Raw genomic sequence first — 19,766 nt, 5'->3', positions numbered from 1 at the left:
ACGCCACCTCCTCTTTTAATCATCGGGCTGATTCAAGTTGCGGAATACGAGAGGATCTTCGTGAATCTGTGATGAATCAATCCACTCGGTGGTTACTTTCTCCATAAATTTCATGACGCGCAATTGGCCAGTCTCCAACTCCCGTTGCAGCTGCTCCTTGATTCGAATATCCCAGATGCTGAACAAAGGGATTTTTTCATCCGGGTTCCTTATTGCTGTAATGTCGGCAGAACTGTCGGCCAAGGCCAGCAGCTTAGCTGTTTCATCAGGTCCTACAAAGGGCATATCGCAAGGCAGCACCACATACTTCCGGGCATCTCTTGCAGACATGCCTGACAGGATTCCAGCTAATGGCCCCTGCCCCGCAACCCAGTCGAGATCTGTGATGACATCAACTTCAGGCGGAAAACGCGGCTTCAGCTCTGGCCTGGATATAATGACCACGTGATCACAAATGCCAGCCAACGCTCTGTACGCACGTTCATAGAACAGCTCGCCTTCAATGAGCGCAAATGCTTTAGGCGAACCATACCTGCGTGACAGGCCGCCAGCCAGCAGGATGCCTACGGTAGAATTCATCCCCCGCTTACCGGCGGAATAAAAGCCACAATGTCTCCAGCTTCCAGAACATCCGTAGGCAAGGCATATTCTTCATTGACCGCCACGCGTGCTGCTCCCGAAATGAAATCCGGATATTTTTCGGTAGCCCATTGCCAAAGTTCCTCTACTGTCCGTCCAGCCATATCCACCTGTTCTTCGGAAACTCCAGTCTGTTCGCGGAGTCCTGCAAAATAACGCAAGTTGATCATGTCAATTCCCCTTCCGGTTTTTTCTTCTGGTCGCCGATCCATTCTTCGCCGTCTTCCCAGATTTCCTTTTTCCAGATCGGCACAATTTCTTTTATCCGTTCAATGGCGTATTCATTCGCCTCGTAGGCTGTTTTCCGGTGCGGCGACGAAACGGCGATAACGACGGCGATGTCGCTGATCTGCAGCTCGCCAATCCGGTGGGCGATCGCCACTTTCGTCCCATCCCAGCGCTGTTCGATTTCTTCGCCGATCTGCGCCAATTTCTTCTCTGCCATAGGCACATAAGCTTCATAGGATAAATGCAGTGTCCGAACACCTTTCGTCCATTCACGGACATGTCCGGTAAATAAAGTGACTGCTCCCGCTTCAGGCCGCAGCACTAAATCCGCATAAAGTTGAGGATTGATCGCTTCTGTCACTATTTCATATGCTTTCATTTCTGTCACCATCCATCCAATTAGTAAACCAAGATTGCACTTGTCCATTGTCATTCTGCAGAACCGTTGGAATCTGGTCCAGTTTCATCATTTCTGGTGCAACTGCTAATACGATATGCTTTAACTTTTGAAGCTCCAGCCAGTCTTCTGCTGAACGCAGCAAAACAATTTTTTCATAATCAGCTTCTTTAAAGCCTTCCACCAAAATCAAATCCGGCTTTCCAGCAGATGCCAGAACAATCAATTCATCCAGTGTCGCTTCTTGTTTCCGCTGATGCAGCTGAACCACTCCACCGCCGTATGCGATGGAACAGTCCGCTCCTTCTTCAAATAACCGCATGCTGTCGGTTTCGGCTGCCGGCAGCTCAAGTGAACCGCCGTGGCCGTGATGCTTAATAGTAGAAACGGATATCCCTGTACTGGTTGCCAGCTTGAGAAGATTTCGGGTCAATGTCGTTTTGCCGCTATTTTTAAAGCCCACGATCTGCAGTACTTTTACAGCCGCCATTGGCCGGATCCTTCTTCCATACCCAGAAGCAGCACATCGACGGCATCGCCTGAGCGGAAACCGCGCGAGCCTCCAGGCAAGACGATCAATGCATTGCCTCGTGCGATAGATGATACAGCATTCGACTTGTTGAAGCCAGCGGGCGACACTTTTTCCCCGTCATAGGTGGCGCGGATAAATCGGGTGAATGGATTGGCTTTTGTAAAATCTTCTCCCAAGATCGCTGTCGTGTGCGGCAAATAAAGTTTGTTAGCTCCCATCATCTTCAACAATGCGGGCCGGACAAATAATTCAAAACCTGTAAAGCAGGCAGACGGATTGCCGGACAATCCGAATAGATAGCGGCCATTTGCCACGGCAACCGTCGTTACACTGCCAGGTCGCATTGTGACTTTGTTGAACAATACCTCAGCGCCAAGCCGTTCATAAATCGCTGGCAGAAAATCGAAATCGCCGACGGAAACGCCTCCTGTGGTAATCAGGCAATCGGTTTCTTCTGCTGCTTTTTTGACCACTTCGTAGCTTTCATCCAATTGGTCGATCGACATGCCGTACATTTTGCAGCGAAATCCCATCCGCTTTAGTTGCGCCATAATCATCGGTCCATTGCTGTTGCGTATTTTCCCTGGTACCAGCTCGTCTCCAACTGCCAATAATTCGGTTCCAGTGGATAGGATTCCGACTACCGGCTGTTTGGCTACCGATACCTGTGAATAGCCGAAAGTGGCGAGTAGCGCGATGGTTCCAGGATTGATAGAGCTGCCGCTGTCGATGACCACGTCGTCTTTCCGTACATCTTCACCCTGCAAAGAAACATTTTCCAGCGCTTCAAACGGTTTGCGGATGGTGATGGCATCCTCTGATTCCACTGTCTGTTCGAACATCACTACTGCGTCAGCACCTTCTGGCAGCTGCGCACCGGTCATGATGCGGATTGCTTCATGGGCCTGCAGCTTTTTGGCCGACACTTCACCTGCTCCGATATGGTCAATCACTTTGAACGCGATTCGATTGTCTCCTGATGCTCCAGCAGAATCCGCTGAACGGATTGCGTAGCCATCATATGGAGACCGGTCGAACGGCGGCACATCATTTGAAGCGACAATCGGTTCAGCCAGAATGCGGCCATAACTTTCTTCCAATTCCACTTTTTCAGCCCCTAGCGGAAAAGCATGGTCCAATATCTTTTTAACCGCTTCAGCAACGGGAATCGGTGTGCGTTTTTCAACCATTGTCCTTCAGCTCCTTCAACTTTATTTTGGGTTTCATTAAAATTGCATGCTGTTTCGCTATGTATTCTTTTTTTGTGCAAGCCTTAACTCATTTCTTCCTAAGTATAACGCTTTCCGTACTAAACTTATACAAAGCCAGGCGGGACTGTCAAATCCGCCCGGTCGGATTCAAACAAAAAACAACCTCGAAAATAACGCTTTCAAGGTTGTTTCGGTATTTGTCTCCATCTTTTTACCGTTTGCAGAAATTGCTTCTATTTCTCATTGCCGGTTTTGTTTCAGTCGCTGACGGCTTCAGCTGCAGCGGGCACAGTAATTTCAGCGTTTTTGGCACGGATCCGACGGATATCAAGACGGATGACCATCGAAATGACAAGCGCGACCACAAACAGAGCGGCGAAGAACAACAGACTGCCTTCATAGCTTCCTGTTTTATCCTTCATGAACGCGGCGAAAAGCGGTCCGGCAAGTCCCGCTGCTGCCCAGGCTGTAAGGATATAGCCATGGATTGCGCCGAGCTGCTTGGTGCCGAAAATATCTGCGATATAGGCTGGAATCGAAGCGAATCCGCCGCCGTAGCACGTGTAGATGATGGCCAGCATAATCTGGAAGAAGATTGCATTAGTCGTGAATGGCAATAAGGCGAATAAAGCGATCTGGATCACGAAAAATGCAGTATAGGTGTTCGGGCGCCCGATGTAATCGGAAATTGCCGCCCACCCGAGACGTCCCAGGCCGTTGAAGATTCCCAGAACACCGACTAAAGCCGCTGCCTGGACGGTCGTCATGCCGATGCTGTCGATGGCCATCGGTTTTGCGGCCGATAAAATAGCGATGCCGCATGTTACGTTGATGAACAGCATAACCCATAAATAATAAAAGCGCTTGGTCTTCACCGCTTCGTTGGCTGTCAGCTGGGACAGATCGATTTTCCGTTCTGCTTTGCCGCTGTTGACTTTTTCTTCAAAGCCCGTAGGCGCCCAGCCTTCTTCCGGTTTTTCAAGGTATAGGGATGACAGCACCATTATCGTCAAATAGGCAGCACCTAAAATATAAAAGGTTTGCTCTATCCCGACAGAAGTGATCAGCACTTCCATGATGGGGCTGCTGATGGCTGCGGCGAAACCAAAGCCCATGATTGCAAGTCCTGTAGCCAGGCCACGGCGGTCCGGGAACCATTTCACCAAAGTCGAAACCGGTGCAATATAGCCAATTCCAAGGCCAATCCCGCCAAGTGCGCCGTAAAACACATAAAGCATCGGCAAAGAGGAAGCGCTTACAGCAAATCCTGAGCCGATAATTCCAGTTCCGAAGAACAACGCTGCGACAAGGCCGGCTTTTTTGGGTCCGTACTTTTCAACAAAACTGCCAAAAAAGGCGGCGGACAATCCCAGAAACAGGATGGCAATACTGAACGTCAGTTGCACTTGGCTGGTGGACCATCCAAACTGGTCGATCAACGGGTTCGTAAAATTGCTCCATGCATAAACAGAGCCGATTGAAATATGTATCCCCACTGCAGATAATGCAATCAACCATCTGTTTTTCGGCTTCTTTTTCATTTTCCCCTAACCTCCTATTGTCATCGATCAAAGCATATATAAAATGATTTCAAGCTGCGAAATCATAAATTTTTTCTTTTTCAAGGCTCATTTTTGCCATGTGGAAAAGGCGGGAAATTCTGGATTTCAGTGGAGGAATGGCCGCTGGAATCCAGCTGGATGCAAATGAAAATCATAGGGAATATGCCAGCTTTGTTTACGGAATAGTAAGACGATTAGAAGCATAGCACCCTTCCCTTTTCTTGTCACCTGATTTTATTTTTCATCAAACCGGAAGTTTCTTCACTGACGATCCGTTTCGGATGCGTATACAGATTAAACGATTCACCGCGGATAAAACCGACTGCCGTTATTCCAAGCTCGTCAGCCAGTGTCAATGCCAATTCTGTCGGAGCGGATTTCGACAGTACAATCTCACAGCCGATCTTTGCCACTTTCAGTAAAATCTCAGAAGAAATCCGGCCGCTGAAGGCAATGACTTTGTCGCGGACGTCAATCCTGTTCATCAGGCAATGCCCATAAATTTTGTCCAGCGCATTATGTCTGCCGATATCCATCCGCGAAACGATGATGCCATTTGCATCACAGAGCGCTGCATTGTGGACGCCGCCCGTCTGCTTGAACATTTCTGCTGTAGAGGCCATGTCATCCATGAGCTGAAAACAATTTTCCGGCGTCAGCGTGACACTGACATCAGACTTTTTCTTGGCAATCATGGCATCATGCGCAAAGACAAATCCCTGGCGGCTCATGCCGCAGCAGGAGCTGATGAAACGCTTATTCTGCAGCTGTTCAAAAAATGGATAGACTTTTTCTGCGGTGACATGGACTGTCCCGCTCTTTTCGTCTACCCGGATTTCCTGAATGTCCCGGTAATTGGGAATGATGCGTTCAGAAACCAAAAAACCAATGGCCATTTCCTCTATGTGCTCAGGTGAGCAGACGATGGTGATGAACTCCTTGCCGTTAATTTTGATGGTGGCTGGCTGTTCGATGACGACACGGTCCTCTTTTTCACTAAACGCCCCCTTCTCATAGCGGAGAATTTTCCGTATTTTGTCTTGCTTCATCAGTCTTTCCTCCTTCTTGGCTTTTTCGGTCGATCGGTCGGTCAAAAAGAAAAACAGATACCGCGATATCGTCTTCGACTTTGATGTCCGAGAAAAGATGGACGAATTTTGCCCCTACGAGTTCTTCCATTCCCTCCGGCGCAGCTGTTGCATAAACACTTTGGATCATCCGTGTTCGTGCAGTATGGACCATTTCCCTGCCTTCCGGTGTTCTGGCAATAAATTGTTCTGAAGGGCTCAGGTTTCCGTACAAAGTCGCGATGGCCATGTCATTGACAAAGACCGTCTGGATGCGCTCCGGCCCTTTGCCGAAAAGGTTTTTCCGAAGCTTTCGGATGATGTCGTTAAACTCATGGATCTGTCTGGACATATAGATCTTCTCCTTCTTCGGACTCGTTATTTTTTGAGTATTTGATATTCTAGTTGTGCATCTCATTTTAACTGTTTATAATAATAGCATATGTTGGTCTTGCCGTATTTAGATGCGGCAGCGCTTTCACTTTACCCTATACGGTTGGATTGGTCATTTAACAAGTCCTGTTAAGACACTATTCCACTATGAAACAGATGCACTTGTCAAGTGTATTTTTCATAGTGGAATTTTTTAATTTATAAAAGGAGGTTTTGGCATGTCGATTAAAATTAACGGCTCTCCCGTCGAATTCGAACAGGGGAAAACCATTTTACAGGTGCTTAACGAAGAAAAGATTCTTCATCCGCAAATCTGTTACATGCCCGAAGTGGACCCGATTGAAACTTGCGACACATGTATCGTCGAAGTGGACGGCAAGCTGGTACGTTCCTGTTCAACTCCCGCAGCAGCGGGCATGGATGTCCAGTTGGCTTCGCCCCGCGCGAAAGAAGCACAGACGGAAGCGATGGACCGGATTCTTGAAAACCATCTGCTTTACTGTACCGTCTGCGACAATAACAACGGCAACTGCAAAATCCACAATACCGTCGACTTGATGGAAGTCGAACATCAAAAATATCCGTTCGAACCGAAATGCTCGGTCGATGAAGTCGATTTGACCAACCCGTTCTACCGCTACGATCCGAATCAGTGCATCGCCTGCGGCCAATGCGTAGAAGTTTGCCAGAACCTGCAGGTCAATGAAACCTTGACGATGGACTGGTCGCGCGACCGGCCGATCGTCCTATGGGACGGCGGCGCCAAAATAAATGATTCTTCTTGTGTCAGCTGCGGCCAATGCGTAACCGCCTGCCCATGCAACGCCTTAATGGAAACATCAATGCTTGGTGAAGCAGGCTTCATGACCGCCATTCCGGAAAAGATCCTTCAGCCGATGATCGATTTGGTGAAAGATGTTGAACCAGGCTACAGCGGCATCATGGCCGTTTCGGATGCCGAAGCGAAGATGCGTGAGACACGCACGAAAAAAACCAAAACGGTTTGTACATTCTGCGGGGTTGGCTGTTCATTTGAAATTTGGACAAAAGACCGCGAAATCCTGAAAATCCAGCCGGTTTCAGAAGCTCCGGCCAATGCGATTTCCACATGCGTCAAAGGCAAGTTCGGCTGGGACTTCGTCAACAGCGAAGAACGCATCACCACTCCCCTGATCCGTAAAAATGGGGAGTTTGTCGAAGCCAGCTGGGAAGAGGCGCTTGATCTGGTCGCTTCGAAGTTCAAAACGATCAAAGAAGAGAACGGCAAAGATTCCATCGGCGTCATCTCATCTTCGAAAATCACCAATGAAGACAATTACATTCTCCAGAAACTGAGCCGCCAGATATTTGAGACGAATAACGTCGACAATTGCTCGCGCTACTGCCAGTCTCCAGCAACAGACGGGCTGTTCCGTACAGTCGGAATGGGCGGAGATGCCGGCACGATCAAAGACATCGCCAAAGCAGGACTGGTCATCATCGTCGGAGCCAACCCTGCAGAAGGCCATCCGGTTCTTGCGACTCGCGTAAAACGCGCCCATAAATTGCATGGACAAAAATTGATTGTTGCCGATATGCGTAAAAATGAAATGGCTGAACGCTCGGATATCTTCATTACACCGAAGCAAGGTACGGACCAGGTTTGGCTGATGGCCGTAACGAAATACATGATCGACCAGGGCTGGCACGATCAGCAGTTTATCGATGACAACGTCAATTATTTCAACGACTTTAAAGAAGTGCTCGGCCAATACACTTTGGAATATGCCGAACAGCAGAGCGGCGTGTCCAAAGAAACTTTGATCCGCACAGCTGAAATGATCCGCGACGCTGATGGCACCTGCATCCTTTGGGGCATGGGCGTCACACAGAACACGGGTGGCTCTGATACTTCCGCCGCGATTTCCAACCTGTTATTAGCAACAGGCAACTACCGCCGTCCAGGTGCCGGTGCTTACCCGCTCCGCGGCCACAATAACGTGCAAGGTGCCTGCGACATGGGTTCATTGCCGGGTTGGCTGCCAGGCTATCAGCATGTTACAGACGATGCGGCCCGCCAGAAGTTTGAACGGGCTTATGGTGTGAAAATTGATGACAAGCCGGGCATGGACAATATTCAAATGCTGCAGGCCGTCGACGAAGGCATCATGAAAGCGATGTATGTCGTCGGTGAAGACATGGCCTTGGTCGATTCAAACGCCAACCATGTAGATGAAGTGTTAGCGAAGCTCGACTTTTTCGTCGTCCAGGACATCTTCTTCTCCCGGACCGCACAGTATGCAGATGTTATCTTACCGGCAGCACCGTCACTGGAAAAAGACGGTACGTTCACCAATACCGAACGCCGCGTCCAGCGCCTGTACAAAGCCCTTCCGGAACTTGGCCAGTCTAAAGCGGACTGGTGGATTGTCCAGGAAATCGCCAACCGTCTGGGCGCTGGCTGGAATTACAGCCACCCGAGCGAGATATTTGCGGAAATGGCCAGTTTGTCACCGCTGTTCGCCAAAGCGGATTACGCTTCAATGGAAGGTTGGAACAGTTTCCTTTGGGGAAGCCTGGAAGGAGAAAGCACACCGCTTCTCTACGTCGACGGCTTTAATTTCCCGGATAAAAAAGCGCGTTTCGCTTTATCCGATTGGGTAGAGCCGGTTGTCTTCCCTGCCGAATACGATCTTCACATCAATAACGGCCGCCTGCTGGAGCATTTCCATGAAGGCAATATGACCGATAAATCCAAAGGGATCATTTCCAAACTGCCGGAGACGTTCGTTGAAGTGTCTCCGCAGCTCGCAAAAGAGCGCGGACTGGAAGATGGCTCGACTGTCCGACTGGTTTCTCCTTACGGCGCGTTAAAATTGCCGGTTATTGTAACGGGTCGAGTCAAAGGCAATGAGCTGTTCCTTCCGATGAATTCGACGAAAAAAGAAACGGCTATCAATTTCCTGACAGGTCCTGCCGTCGATCAGCGAACCAATACGCCTGCCTATAAGCAGACCAAAGTCCGGATGGAAGTGCTGAAAGACCATGTCAAACGCCCGCTGCCAAAATCAAATCCGCGAGATAAGAAACGGACGCCGGTATCCGGCATCGAAGTGGAACGCAAATGGGCACGCGAAGGCTATGTGCATTTGACAGATCAACGATAGAAAGGTGATGTCCTATGGCAAGTCCAATAACACAGATCAAGAAGAAAGAATGGACCGCTGATGAAATCCGTCAGCAAAAGCTCTACGAATTGGAAACCCTGATTGCCGAACAGGATCAAGCGCTCAATAAACTCCTGGCCATCACCGGTGATCTGGATGATGCTGGTGTGCTGGACGCTGTTCTCGCAATGGTCAAAGCAAAAGAAGGCATTGCGGAAGTGGTGATGGGCCAAGCGACCCGCGAACCCGTAACCAATCTCATCAATAACATGTTGAGTGCAGCAGGTGCACTGACAGCAATTGACCCGGCATCAACGGGCAAGTTGGCGTCGAGTGTTGTAAATGGTTTGAAAGAAGCCGAAGCGCAAAATCATAATGGGAAGAAACTTGGTGTGTTACAGATGGTGAAGGCATTTCGAGATCCTGATATTAACCGCACCATCAAGTTCGGCCTCAATTTCCTGAAAGGCATGGGAAAAGGGCTGGATCGCTAAACACTTTGAAAAACATATTTTTTATAGAAACAGCCGCGGCTCTTTACATAGCCGCGGCTGTTTTTTGTCGATGATGGCTTCACTGCTGACGTTGGCCAGGTTGAGCAGATTTCCATGTGTCTGTTGGCAACTACGCCAGCAATCATAGATACATTCTATTATATAGAAGGAACTGCAAAATGTTTGCCAGCGATTCCACTCTTCCCTCCAGCTACATCATGGCTTGGAGCACATTTTCTCCTGCATAGATTTTTGTGTTCTTTCTATAGAAAGAAATCGGTTCGACTGTACTTTTAACTTTTCTGATCGCCTTTATCAGCAAGAGCAGCCGCATTGTCTTTTTATACCGACACTATTCTAATGATTTCATGCTTCTGCAATCTTTTCTCCTCAAAATACTTGGTTATTTTTAGCTGTCTTCTGTATTTTCCCTCTTTACAGCGAAAGAGCCTTTCTAAGCAATTATGCCTCTCCACCACCGTTCTTCCTTCTTAAGGCCGCTATCCAACCTGTAATGCAACAGCCTGTCAGAATACTCACACTCCTTTGTCGCTGATTATCTGCTTTTATCACGAAATAATCGCTTTTATCCGATTTCCAAGACAACTTCCCCATTCTGTTATATATTAATTAACAAGAAAACAAACTGTATTAATACAGATTGTTAAATAAATTCTTCATATCAGAAAGGGATGGATGACATGGTCACAAACAAACAACAACAAATCGAGGAACTGAATAAGAGCTGGGAGCAAGACGAACGCTGGAACGGCATTGAACGTATGTATACAGCTGAGGAAGTTGTCAAGCTTCGCGGTTCTATCCAAATTGAACATACATTAGCGAAAAAAGGCGCTGAAAGATTGTTCAAGTCGATTCATGAAGAAGATTTCGTGAATGCACTAGGCGCATTGACTGGCAACCAGGCAGTTCAACAAGTTAAAGCAGGCTTAAAAGCAATTTACTTGAGCGGCTGGCAAGTAGCTGCAGATGCAAACTCTGCAGGCCAAATGTATCCTGACCAAAGTTTGTACCCAGTCAATTCGGTCCCTGATGTTGTTAAGAAAATTAACCAGGCGCTTCAACGTGCTGATCAGATTGACGGCGTTGAAGGCACAGAAGGCTTCGACTGGTTCGCACCGATCGTAGCAGATGCTGAAGCTGGCTTTGGCGGACCGTTGAATGTCTACGAATTGATGAAAGCGATGATCGAAGCAGGTGCTTCTGGCGTCCACTTTGAAGATCAACTGGCTTCGGAGAAAAAATGTGGACATCTAGGCGGCAAAGTATTGCTTCCAACTCAAAATGCTGTAAGAAACCTGACTGCAGCCCGATTGGCAGCTGATGTACTTGGCGTACCGACCCTTATCATCGCCCGTACGGATGCAGATGCAGCTGATTTGATCACAAGCGACATCGATCCACGCGACCACGCTTTCATCACAGGCGAACGCACACCAGAAGGCTTCTACCGTACGAACCCAGGCATCGACCAAGCCATTGCACGCGGCCTGGCATACGCACCTTATGCGGATCTTGTATGGTGTGAAACTTCTCACCCGAACCTGGAAGAAGCTCAGCAATTCGCTGATGCAATCCATGCAGAATTCCCAGGCAAATTGCTTGCCTACAACTGTTCACCTTCATTCAACTGGAAAGCGAAACTTGATGAAGAAACAATCGCGAAATACCAGGTTGAACTTGGCAAAATGGGCTACAAGTTCCAATTCGTAACATTGGCTGGCTTCCACTCATTGAACCACAGCATGTTCGAACTTGCTCACGATTACAAAGACAACGGCATGGCGGCATACTCGAAGCTGCAGCAAGCTGAATTCGCCAACGAAGCGAAAGGCTACACAGCTACGCGCCACCAGCGTGAAGTTGGTACCGGCTACTTTGATGAAATTTCACAGATCGTTTCAGGCGGCACAAGCTCAACAACCGCTATGAAAGGCTCTACAGAAACAGCTCAATTCACATCAAATAAATAAACAATTGCCATCTTTTGATTAGCGTCCATCCATCGACACGGCATTCAAAAAAACTAAACTATTGGAGGAGATCCTTATGAAAACAACACAAACTTACGAGACACGCACGATGAAAGAATGCCGCGAGTGCGGATGCGAAATCAAGGAGCAGCACCAGTCAATCATCTATGAATGCGAACGCTGCATGTGCAATCAAGACGAATAGAACAAACAAAACCCACTCAAATCGAGTGGGTTTTTGTTTTGCTTTTTTTAGTTTTTGGAAACTTTCAAAATCAGGAAATTCGGGCTCTTCATCAACCGATCGTATTGTTCGGGTGCCAGTTCTTTAAATGCCGCTGTCGGCTTCGGCTCTGTCACTTGTTCAATCGCAAAATGAACCAATAAGGTATTGAAGATGTCACTCAATGGCCTGCGGTAAAACGGCACCTGATAGGTCTTGCCGGATTTAATCCATTGGTCAACAATCAGCTCCGTCGAAAAATACCGGGCTTCATCAAGCAGCTGCAGGTCTGTCAATGGATGATGGATCGACATCAGAAAACTGCCGCCTGGCTTTAAGACCCGGCTAAACTCGGCAAAAACGGCCTGCCAGTCTTTCAAGTAATGCAGGGTCAGCGAGCTGACAATAAAATCAAAGCTTTGGTCCCCAAATGGCAACGGTTCTTCCAGATCCAAACACAGCACTTCGGCATCACTGCCCAGCAGCTTTTTGGTGGTATTGACCATTTCAGGGCTCATATCAACGCTTGTGACCGTTGCTCCTCTGTCAGCTAATTGCTGGGAATACCAGCCTGCCGAACAGCCTGCGTCGAGACCTCTCAGACCCGCCAAATCAGCCGGGACATGCTCCAACATCGCAGGCCTTTCGTATTGCGTATTATAAAGATTATTCGCGTCTCCCATCTTTTCATAGATGCCAGCCAACTCATTGAATGTCTCCAGTACTTGCTTTTTCATCGTTCATCCCCCTACTCATCTATTTTTCCGTTTCTTGTCTGTTGATTTTATACAGCACATGCTTTTTCAACGGACTCTCTCGACCCAGCTTCGGATGCTCGAACTCCCCTATTTTTGCCATTCCAATCCGTTTCATGACAGTTTCAGAGGGCTGGTTGATCACCGACGTGAAGGAATAGACTTCCTTCATGCCCAAGGGGCCGAACGCATATGCTAAACAGGCTTTGGCCCCTTCAACAGCATAGCCCTGTTTCCAGAAGCGTTTATCCAGGCGCCAGCCGATTTCTGCCGCTCCCTGCCCCTCAATCGGCATGGCAATTTCAAGCAGCCCGATAAAGCCGATGAACACTCCATCTTCTTTCCGGTCCACTGCCCACATTGTGTAGCCTTTGTCATCCATATGCGTTTCGAATCGGTCAATCAACCGGCCAGCTTCATCTTTTTCCAATGGCTTTGGAAAATACTGCATCACTTCCGGATCCGCGGTCATCGCCGCGAACGGATTCCGGTCGCTCTTTTTCCAGCGCCTGAAGCCCAAACGCTGTGATTCGAAAATATAGGCTGTCTCCATCCATCTGCCCCTTTCTCAACTCTTTTTTCTTGTGATTTCATTTTACCAAAGACGGCTATTTACGGAAGCTATCAATGCAATTGTCATTTTAACGACTGTTTTTTATTGAAATCATTCATTAATTTCAAAATATAAAAAATAAAGATTGCAAAATGCATTATTTTTTTGCATTATTATAGATAGAGATAATTATTAATGCAAAAATATTTTGCGGTAACATTTTCTCCTTTATTTACATCTTCCATTTCCATCCTTTCAATAATTTGTTCCGTTAAAAAATACAGAGAAGATTGGGGCAATAAAAAATGATCGTTAAAAATTTTTTCATCCATCTTTCAGAAAACCAACTTTTAAATAAAGCAGCACAAAATTATGGCTTCAAGCTGGGCGCCCACAGTGTCGTAGCTGGAACCAATATCGAAGAAGCCATTGGCAGCATCAAAGAATTGAATGCAAAAGGCATCAGCTGCACCATTGATAATCTTGGTGAATTTGTCCACGATAAAGCAGAAGCATTGGAAGCAAAAAAACAGATCCTGGGTGTTGTGGATGCCATCCACAAACATGGAGTGGATGCCCATATTTCCTTAAAGCCTTCACAGCTCGGATTGGACATCGACTATGATTTCTGCCTGGAAAACATCAAGGAAATTGTCAGCAAGGCTTCCGGCTACGGCATTTTCATTAATTTTGATATGGAAAACTATGCACGCCTTCAACTTTCGTTTGACCTGATGGATGAATTGTCGAGAGACTTCGACAATATCGGCACGGTCATCCAATCCTATTTCATCAGAGCTGAAGACGATATCAAGAAATACAGCAATTACCGCCTGCGCATTGTCAAAGGTGCTTACAAGGAGCCCGAAGAAGTTGCTTACCAAAGCAAAGAAGAAATCGATGCAAACTTTATCGAGTTGATTGAATACCATTTATTGAATGGCAAGTTCACTTCCATTGCGACACATGACCATAATGTCATCGAACATGTAAAGCAATTCGTGGTTGACCACAACATCCCTAATGACAAATTCGAATTTCAGATGCTGTATGGCTTCCGTAAAGAAATGCAGTTGGAACTGGCGGAACAGGGCTATAATTTCTGTACTTATATTCCTTTTGGTACAGATTGGTATGGCTATTTCATGCGCAGATTGGCCGAGCGCCCTCAAAACTTGAACCTGGTCGTTAAACAAGTCTTCACCAAAAAGACCAATGCAGCAATCGGCATGGTGGCCGGTGCATTCCTGCTTGGCCGTCTGAGCAAAAAATTGTAACCCCTTAAATAATGGCTGTATGATAAAGAAGAGCTGAAATTCAAGAGCTCAGATTGATCAAATCTCCATCAGAAAGGAATTACAATATGGCTTATGTATTGCAGGTAGACTTCCCTATGGACGGTCCTTTTGGAACTCAAATGGCGGAAGCATTCAAAGAACTAGCCCAAAGCATCAATGAAGAAGCAGGATTCATCTGGAAGATTTGGACAGAAAATCCTGAAGCCAAAGAAGCAGGCGGTATTTATTTATTTGAGACAGCAGAAACAGCAGAAAAATATCTGCACATGCACTCTGCCCGGTTAGCGGGTTTTGGCATCTCTAAAGTCAACGGAAAAATCTTCGCGGTCAATTCAGCTTTAACAGAGATCAACCACGGAACAACAGCGAAATAAGTAAAACCTGCAAGCCATTTGATGGCTTGCAGGTTTTTTTAGCAATTAAAGTCATTTCGGCTTTTCTTTACCCATCCGCAGGATAAGTCACCGTGCCATCGTCGTCCACGGATGCCTTGGCTCCCCACATGCCCAGTTCATGCTCAACGATGTCAACCACTCCTTTTTTGCCATCGATAATGTGCAACACACGGTGGCCATTCGCGGTCAGGCAATTGCTGATCAGCAAACGGTGGCACCGCGAAGGATGGCGTTCCGAGCAACAATAGGCAGTTCGTTGGGCCGCTGCTTTTTCCAGCAGTTCGGTGATGCCTTCTTGAAACTCTTCCATCAGCGTAAAGTCCGCATAGTTATGAAAGGATTGGTTACGCCAGCCGGCATTCCTGTCATCCTGGACATCCTTCGACTTTCGGCGCCTGCCGCTCAGTTTAGAAAAATGCTTATAAGCAATCCCTTCGGCTTCAAGCCAAACCGGAAATTCATCCTTTGAAAACTGCGGCCATTTCCGGCTGCCCGGGAATGCCCGAACATCTGCCAGAAGCTCGATGCCGGCTTCTTTCAACATCGCGCCGAAAACATCCTGTGGATGGCTGGAATGGCCGATGGTATAGATATCCATTTAGAAAAACCGCCTCCCCAATTCGTTCTTTCTTCCCTATTCCTTTGGCTAGAAGCAATTAAACATGGAGAGGCGATGCATCAGATTTCGATGACTTTTATCGCGGAACCGATTTCTTCTTGTGCTGAATCATGGACCCATTCATGCGGAAAATAGCCAAGCGGATTGCAGATGCAGTCGATGCCTTTGTAGTCCTCGTGATACCTGGTATGGATATGGCCAAAAATTATTTTTTTCACGCCATATTTTTCAGCCAGCTCCCCGACGCCTTTACTTCCCATCATGGCATTGAAGAAATCCCAAGCCGGGTCATTTTTAACTTGGACAAACCGTTCAAACGGCACAAAGTGGCTGACCAGGATGATGTTCTTTTCCTGATGCTCCACCAGCCAGTTTTCCAGCTGCGACAAATACCGTTCGGTGACAGCCCCATCATCCGCCGGCCAATGCGCATGGACTTTGTCCGGCCAGGTGAAGTCGTTGAATTTCCCAGCTGAAAACTGCTCTTTGCTGAAACCATCGACGCCGAATGTATAATCGTACCAGCCGCCATCACCGATTACGACCCAGTCTTTATTCAGGTGAACCGGCCCATTCCCAAGATTCCCCTTGAATTCCAGCAGTTTTTTGTATGCTTCCGTGGAATCTTCATGGTACAAATCGTGGTTGCCGTGGACATAGAGAATTTGGATTCCGGGCAAGTCGTTTTGCAGCCTGTTTAAGAGTGCCAGGCTCTTTTCGGGACCTGAAGCCATATCGCCACTGATGAGTAAAACATCTGGCGTATACTGAACCAGCCATTCCTTCAGCAACCCCAAAATATCAGCGCCAGACTTTTTTCGGTTCAAGCCTTCGTGTATATCAGATAAGATGGCGATCCTCAACTGTCATTTCCCCTTTCAGCCGATTAACTAAAACGTTTCATCCACTGCTCGAAATTATCTACTACCGTATCCAGGAAAGCCACAGTCGCTTCGTCTGTGATATTCCCGGCTTCATCCATTTTTGTATGGACCGCACCGACATAGACTTCATTGCCGATCAGCACAGGTGATTGCAGCCCTGGCGCAAAAAGGATATCACGCAAATGCATCTGGGCTTTGACCGTCCCCAAATTTCCCATAGAAGCGCCCATAATCCACGAAGGTTTGCCGATCATCACTTTATCGACGCGCGACAGCCAGTCAATGGCATTGCCCAATACGCCCGGAATGGTCGAGTTGTATTCAGGCGTCACCCACAAAACAGCATCCGCCTTTTTCACGGTGGTCTTAAAATCCGTGATTTCCTGCGGCTCATTGTTCTCGATATCCTGACTGTATAAGGGCAAGACGCTCAAATCCAGGATCTTCATCTCAAAACGGCTGCCGTAGCGCTTCTGGACAAACTCCGCCAATTTCCTGTTGAACGATTCTTTCCGTACGCTTCCTACAATAACTGCAACTTTCATTTCTTTTCCTCCTCATTGGCTTTTATAAATATCCATACCAGCCTTCAGTATAGACTATTCAGTCAATAATGGCAGTGAAGGAGCATTTCCATAAGCAGTACGCCGGCCACTGCTGCCAGGTTCCAGTGCCAGGCAAAAAGGCCAAATGCAGCTAACGATGCATTCAGCCTCACCTGTTCTTTCATTTTGAAACTATATAAGTTGAACTAAGGATTTATTTTAGTCGATACTCCGCAAAACAGCTTCGCTTTCGGGCCCGCAGGATGCGGGTCATGCAGGTGGCGCGACAGGACGTCGCGGTGCCAGCTGCCAAGGGCTCCCGCCCAATCCTCCTCGTCCGCTGCGCTCCCTGCGGTGTATCGGTCGAATCGCTAAGCCGCAGGAGTCTTCGCTGTTTTGCTCCATATCTTTGAGAGTTCTCAAGCACCGGTGCGGCTCAGGATGAGGTGGGGCAGTAAGGTGAGTGTTATTCTCGGCTTATCGTGTGAATCAAGGTGTGCCAGAAGAATTTGGTCCACCTTTGCGACAGAGCTTCGGAGGAGCATTGCTCTCTTCTCTTCCATAACTGCCGAATTGGCCTATAAATGTTACTCTTTCAGTTCAACTTACATAGCTATTCATTTTTTTACTACTTTAATGATTCGAATGTTATAACCACACTCCCCCGTTTATGTCCTTTTTCTACATATCCATGAGCTTCCGCGGCTCGTTCCGAGGGATAGCTCCTATCTATTACTGACTTGATTTTTCCAGCCTCAATCAAATCCTTCAGAAAAAGCAAATCTTTTTTTCGCATCGGTGCTACTCCACCTTTGATTTTTTTGCCGCTTTTTGCTGAGGTCGACATCATCTGAGCAAATTGCAGCAGTCCGGCTACTGACGTAAGATAGATTCCATTTTCCTTGAGGGAGTTTTTGCATTGTGAAAATAGTGTTTTGCCTACTGTGTCAAAAATAATATCATAAGTCTCCCCCGTTTCGGTAAAATTTTTCACATTGTAGTCGATAACTTGATCTGCTCCCAAAGACTTCACAAGTTCTAGATTTCTCGCACTGCAAACCGCAGTTACTTCTGCTCCGAAATATTTGGCGAGCTGTACTGCGTATGTGCCAAGAGCACCGGAGGCACCATAAATAAGCACTTTTTGCCCGTCGTGTATTCCCCCTTTATCCCGAAGAAAATACAAGGATGTTGTTGCGCCGAAAGGCACTGATGCCGCTTCCTCAAATGTCATATTATCCGGTTTTATCGCGATTGCTCCACTTTCTTTAATACATACATACTCTGCATTGGCACCGAGTTTTGTGCCGGTTCCGCAAAATACAAAATCCCCTTTTTTAAACGCCTTTACATCTTTCCCTACCGCTTCAACCTCGCCAGCCAACTCAGATCCCAATATTCCGATTCTGGGTTTTTTAAGACCATAAAAAAACCTGACAGCAAACGGGTCAGCCCTTCTCACTTTGCAGTCTCCCGAGGTTACTGTAGCCGCATATACTTTGATCAGTACCTCATCATCTTTTGGGATAGGTTTTCTTACTTCACTAAGCTTCAGTACTTCCGGTGGTCCATATCTGGTATGAACAATCGCTTTCATGAAAAAAATCTCCTTTCATTGTCAGCACCTCAAGGGTTCATTTCAGGTATTTTCTTGCTTTTCACCAATAGCCAGATAGCTAATGCTAGTTCCCCGATCGCTCCCGGAATGGCTACGATGAGTATGAACATGGTTTCGAAATCAGAGTAGTTTGACAGAATAATTTTAGCGAAGCTGTCGATCAGGTAACCCAGACCAGCCAGTATCACCAAAATTCCAAGAAGTTTTGGCATAAATCCCGATTTGAAGACCAAATAACCGATGAGGAGCAAATGAACACCGAAAAACACGAGCCCAATAAGCCACCCGTTTCTAAAAGCGTCAATCAGCAGCATTACTTGAGCATGCAATTGATTTGTTTCCAGCAGCATCAAGTAACTTGCTTCATTTATCAGCCCCAGAACACTCACAAAATTAAAAATAGAAGCTGTAAAAATTGCGGTGTAGGTCAACCTGAACAATGCCGCCAACAACGCAAAACTTTTATTTACCCGTCTCAGCAAAATGTAAAGTCCCCATGAAATGATTACATCTAAAACAAGGATTATGACAAAACTGGCGATTGCCAATCGGAATAATAATTCATTGTCAGTGAGATTAGTTACTGTCGCCGCTGCGTCACCTGGTATGATAAAGCTTTCAATCACAAAAAAATTCGCAAATAGAGCTAACAAAGCCATAAGCAGCAAACCGAATCCTATAACTTTGGCATAAAATTGTGGAGTTTTTTCAGTAATACCCGTATACATTTCAATTCCTCCAATTATCACGTTGAATTCAGAAAAGGAACAGCAAATGACAACAATCCATCAGGCTTTGGAAGCTTTATTAGAATTTCCGTTTTCCCTCCTCCATTGAAAATAAACTTGCAATCATCATTTTTTCATAAGCAGCTGCAGAAGCTAACACGGGGTTTGTCGTAAATGCGGAATGAGTTGAGGAAACAAACAGGGAAAGCCATAAAATAATATGCATAGCTCGGAACAATAATTTATCATCAGAATAATCAGATATATTAAGGCTATCTTATACCTAAACCCTTTTTTGAGCAATTTTATTTAACTTTTGTCCTGTCATACCTTTTACAACTTTGAATGCCTTCACTTCTAGCCAATGATTAACCTAAATATTTCACATCCCATTCAACATAACTGCAATAAAAAACGCCCGCAAGGCTAATGAGCACCTTCCGAACGTTTTAGCTTTGTGTTTTATGATTCACTGATCCCTAATC

At 46.7% G+C, this 19,766-nt stretch carries 21 protein-coding genes; 6 read left to right on the top strand and 15 right to left on the bottom strand.

What is annotated here, in order from left to right; all coding sequences use genetic code 11:
• Positions 1 to 15: 15 nt before the first annotated feature.
• From mobA to AC1MEO_RS03215, 8 genes are all read right to left on the bottom strand, one after another.
• A complete protein-coding gene (gene mobA / locus AC1MEO_RS03250; RefSeq protein ID WP_480334294.1) occupies positions 16 to 579 on the bottom strand; it encodes a molybdenum cofactor guanylyltransferase in 564 nt (187 codons plus the stop codon).
• The gene (gene moaD / locus AC1MEO_RS03245; protein WP_480334293.1) at positions 576 to 809 is read right to left on the bottom strand and encodes a molybdopterin converting factor subunit 1; all 234 of its coding nucleotides are present in this window, start codon (positions 807 to 809) and stop codon (positions 576 to 578) included. The genes mobA and moaD overlap by 4 nt, the downstream gene beginning before the upstream one ends.
• Entirely contained in the window at positions 806 to 1,246 is a 441-nt protein-coding gene (locus AC1MEO_RS03240) for a molybdenum cofactor biosynthesis protein MoaE (RefSeq protein WP_480334292.1), read from the bottom strand. Before AC1MEO_RS03240 ends, moaD begins: the two co-directional genes overlap by 4 nt.
• Positions 1,233 to 1,754, bottom strand: coding sequence for a molybdopterin-guanine dinucleotide biosynthesis protein B (mobB, locus tag AC1MEO_RS03235; protein ID WP_480334291.1), 522 nt, complete (start codon positions 1,752 to 1,754; stop codon positions 1,233 to 1,235). The genes AC1MEO_RS03240 and mobB overlap by 14 nt, the downstream gene beginning before the upstream one ends.
• Positions 1,742 to 2,986, bottom strand: coding sequence for a molybdopterin molybdotransferase MoeA (locus AC1MEO_RS03230; protein ID WP_480334289.1), 1,245 nt, complete (start codon positions 2,984 to 2,986; stop codon positions 1,742 to 1,744). The genes mobB and AC1MEO_RS03230 overlap by 13 nt, the downstream gene beginning before the upstream one ends.
• Positions 2,987 to 3,264: 278 nt before the next feature.
• On the bottom strand, positions 3,265 to 4,548 hold the full coding sequence (locus tag AC1MEO_RS03225; protein WP_480334288.1) for an L-lactate MFS transporter: 1,284 nt from the start codon (positions 4,546 to 4,548) through the stop codon (positions 3,265 to 3,267).
• 245 nt (positions 4,549 to 4,793) lie between these two features.
• A complete protein-coding gene (gene fdhD / locus AC1MEO_RS03220; protein WP_480334287.1) occupies positions 4,794 to 5,618 on the bottom strand; it encodes a formate dehydrogenase accessory sulfurtransferase FdhD in 825 nt (274 codons plus the stop codon).
• Positions 5,581 to 5,988, bottom strand: coding sequence for a Na-translocating system protein MpsC family protein (locus tag AC1MEO_RS03215; protein ID WP_480334286.1), 408 nt, complete (start codon positions 5,986 to 5,988; stop codon positions 5,581 to 5,583). The genes fdhD and AC1MEO_RS03215 overlap by 38 nt, the downstream gene beginning before the upstream one ends.
• A gap of 259 nt (positions 5,989 to 6,247) precedes the next feature.
• On the opposite strand from AC1MEO_RS03215, the gene fdhF reads away from it, so the two are divergent.
• The 4 genes from fdhF (at position 6,248) to yhfH (ending at position 11,868) form a co-directional block, all read left to right on the top strand.
• A complete protein-coding gene (fdhF, locus tag AC1MEO_RS03210; protein WP_480334285.1) occupies positions 6,248 to 9,175 on the top strand; it encodes a formate dehydrogenase subunit alpha in 2,928 nt (975 codons plus the stop codon).
• 14 nt (positions 9,176 to 9,189) lie between these two features.
• Positions 9,190 to 9,669 (top strand): helical membrane plugin domain-containing protein, encoded by a 480-nt coding sequence (locus AC1MEO_RS03205; protein WP_480334284.1) that lies wholly within the window; start codon positions 9,190 to 9,192, stop codon positions 9,667 to 9,669.
• A gap of 701 nt (positions 9,670 to 10,370) precedes the next feature.
• Positions 10,371 to 11,663 (top strand): isocitrate lyase, encoded by a 1,293-nt coding sequence (gene aceA / locus AC1MEO_RS03200; protein WP_480334282.1) that lies wholly within the window; start codon positions 10,371 to 10,373, stop codon positions 11,661 to 11,663.
• A 76-nt stretch (positions 11,664 to 11,739) separates the two neighbouring features.
• Positions 11,740 to 11,868: a protein YhfH gene (gene yhfH, locus AC1MEO_RS03195; protein WP_480334280.1), complete on the top strand. Its 129-nt coding sequence runs from the start codon at positions 11,740 to 11,742 to the stop codon at positions 11,866 to 11,868.
• Between the two features lie 47 nt (positions 11,869 to 11,915).
• Here yhfH and AC1MEO_RS03190 read toward each other — a convergent pair whose 3' ends face one another.
• Positions 11,916 to 12,623, bottom strand: a complete 708-nt coding sequence (locus AC1MEO_RS03190; RefSeq protein ID WP_480334279.1) for a class I SAM-dependent methyltransferase — start codon at positions 12,621 to 12,623, stop codon at positions 11,916 to 11,918.
• 19 nt (positions 12,624 to 12,642) lie between these two features.
• Positions 12,643 to 13,194 carry a GNAT family N-acetyltransferase gene (locus tag AC1MEO_RS03185; protein WP_480334278.1) on the bottom strand — a complete coding sequence of 184 codons (552 nt, stop codon included), beginning with the start codon at positions 13,192 to 13,194 and terminating at the stop codon, positions 12,643 to 12,645.
• Positions 13,195 to 13,499: 305 nt separating this feature from the next.
• Here AC1MEO_RS03185 and AC1MEO_RS03180 point away from each other — a divergent pair, with 305 nt between their 5' ends.
• Complete coding sequence (locus AC1MEO_RS03180; protein WP_480334276.1) at positions 13,500 to 14,471, top strand: proline dehydrogenase family protein; 972 nt, start codon at positions 13,500 to 13,502, stop codon at positions 14,469 to 14,471.
• An 86-nt stretch (positions 14,472 to 14,557) separates the two neighbouring features.
• Positions 14,558 to 14,866 (top strand): monooxygenase, encoded by a 309-nt coding sequence (locus AC1MEO_RS03175; RefSeq protein ID WP_480334275.1) that lies wholly within the window; start codon positions 14,558 to 14,560, stop codon positions 14,864 to 14,866.
• Positions 14,867 to 14,933: 67 nt separating this feature from the next.
• On the opposite strand, the gene AC1MEO_RS03170 is transcribed toward AC1MEO_RS03175, so the two are convergent.
• The 5 genes from AC1MEO_RS03170 to AC1MEO_RS03150 form a co-directional block, all read right to left on the bottom strand.
• Positions 14,934 to 15,485, bottom strand: coding sequence for a DUF488 domain-containing protein (locus AC1MEO_RS03170; protein ID WP_480334273.1), 552 nt, complete (start codon positions 15,483 to 15,485; stop codon positions 14,934 to 14,936).
• 80 nt (positions 15,486 to 15,565) lie between these two features.
• Positions 15,566 to 16,369 (bottom strand): metallophosphoesterase, encoded by an 804-nt coding sequence (locus AC1MEO_RS03165; protein ID WP_480334272.1) that lies wholly within the window; start codon positions 16,367 to 16,369, stop codon positions 15,566 to 15,568.
• A 23-nt stretch (positions 16,370 to 16,392) separates the two neighbouring features.
• A complete protein-coding gene (locus tag AC1MEO_RS03160; protein WP_480334270.1) occupies positions 16,393 to 16,935 on the bottom strand; it encodes an NADPH-dependent FMN reductase in 543 nt (180 codons plus the stop codon).
• A gap of 628 nt (positions 16,936 to 17,563) precedes the next feature.
• Entirely contained in the window at positions 17,564 to 18,532 is a 969-nt protein-coding gene (locus AC1MEO_RS03155; RefSeq protein ID WP_480334269.1) for an NAD(P)-dependent alcohol dehydrogenase, read from the bottom strand.
• Positions 18,533 to 18,561: 29 nt separating this feature from the next.
• Positions 18,562 to 19,281, bottom strand: coding sequence for a DUF4386 domain-containing protein (locus tag AC1MEO_RS03150; protein ID WP_480334268.1), 720 nt, complete (start codon positions 19,279 to 19,281; stop codon positions 18,562 to 18,564).
• Between the last annotated feature and the right edge of the window lie 485 nt (positions 19,282 to 19,766).

Source organism: Planococcus sp. BI3, from assembly GCF_056680115.1.
The sequence above is the reverse complement of the archived record's forward strand: the minus strand, read 5'-3'. Positions and strand labels throughout refer to the sequence as shown.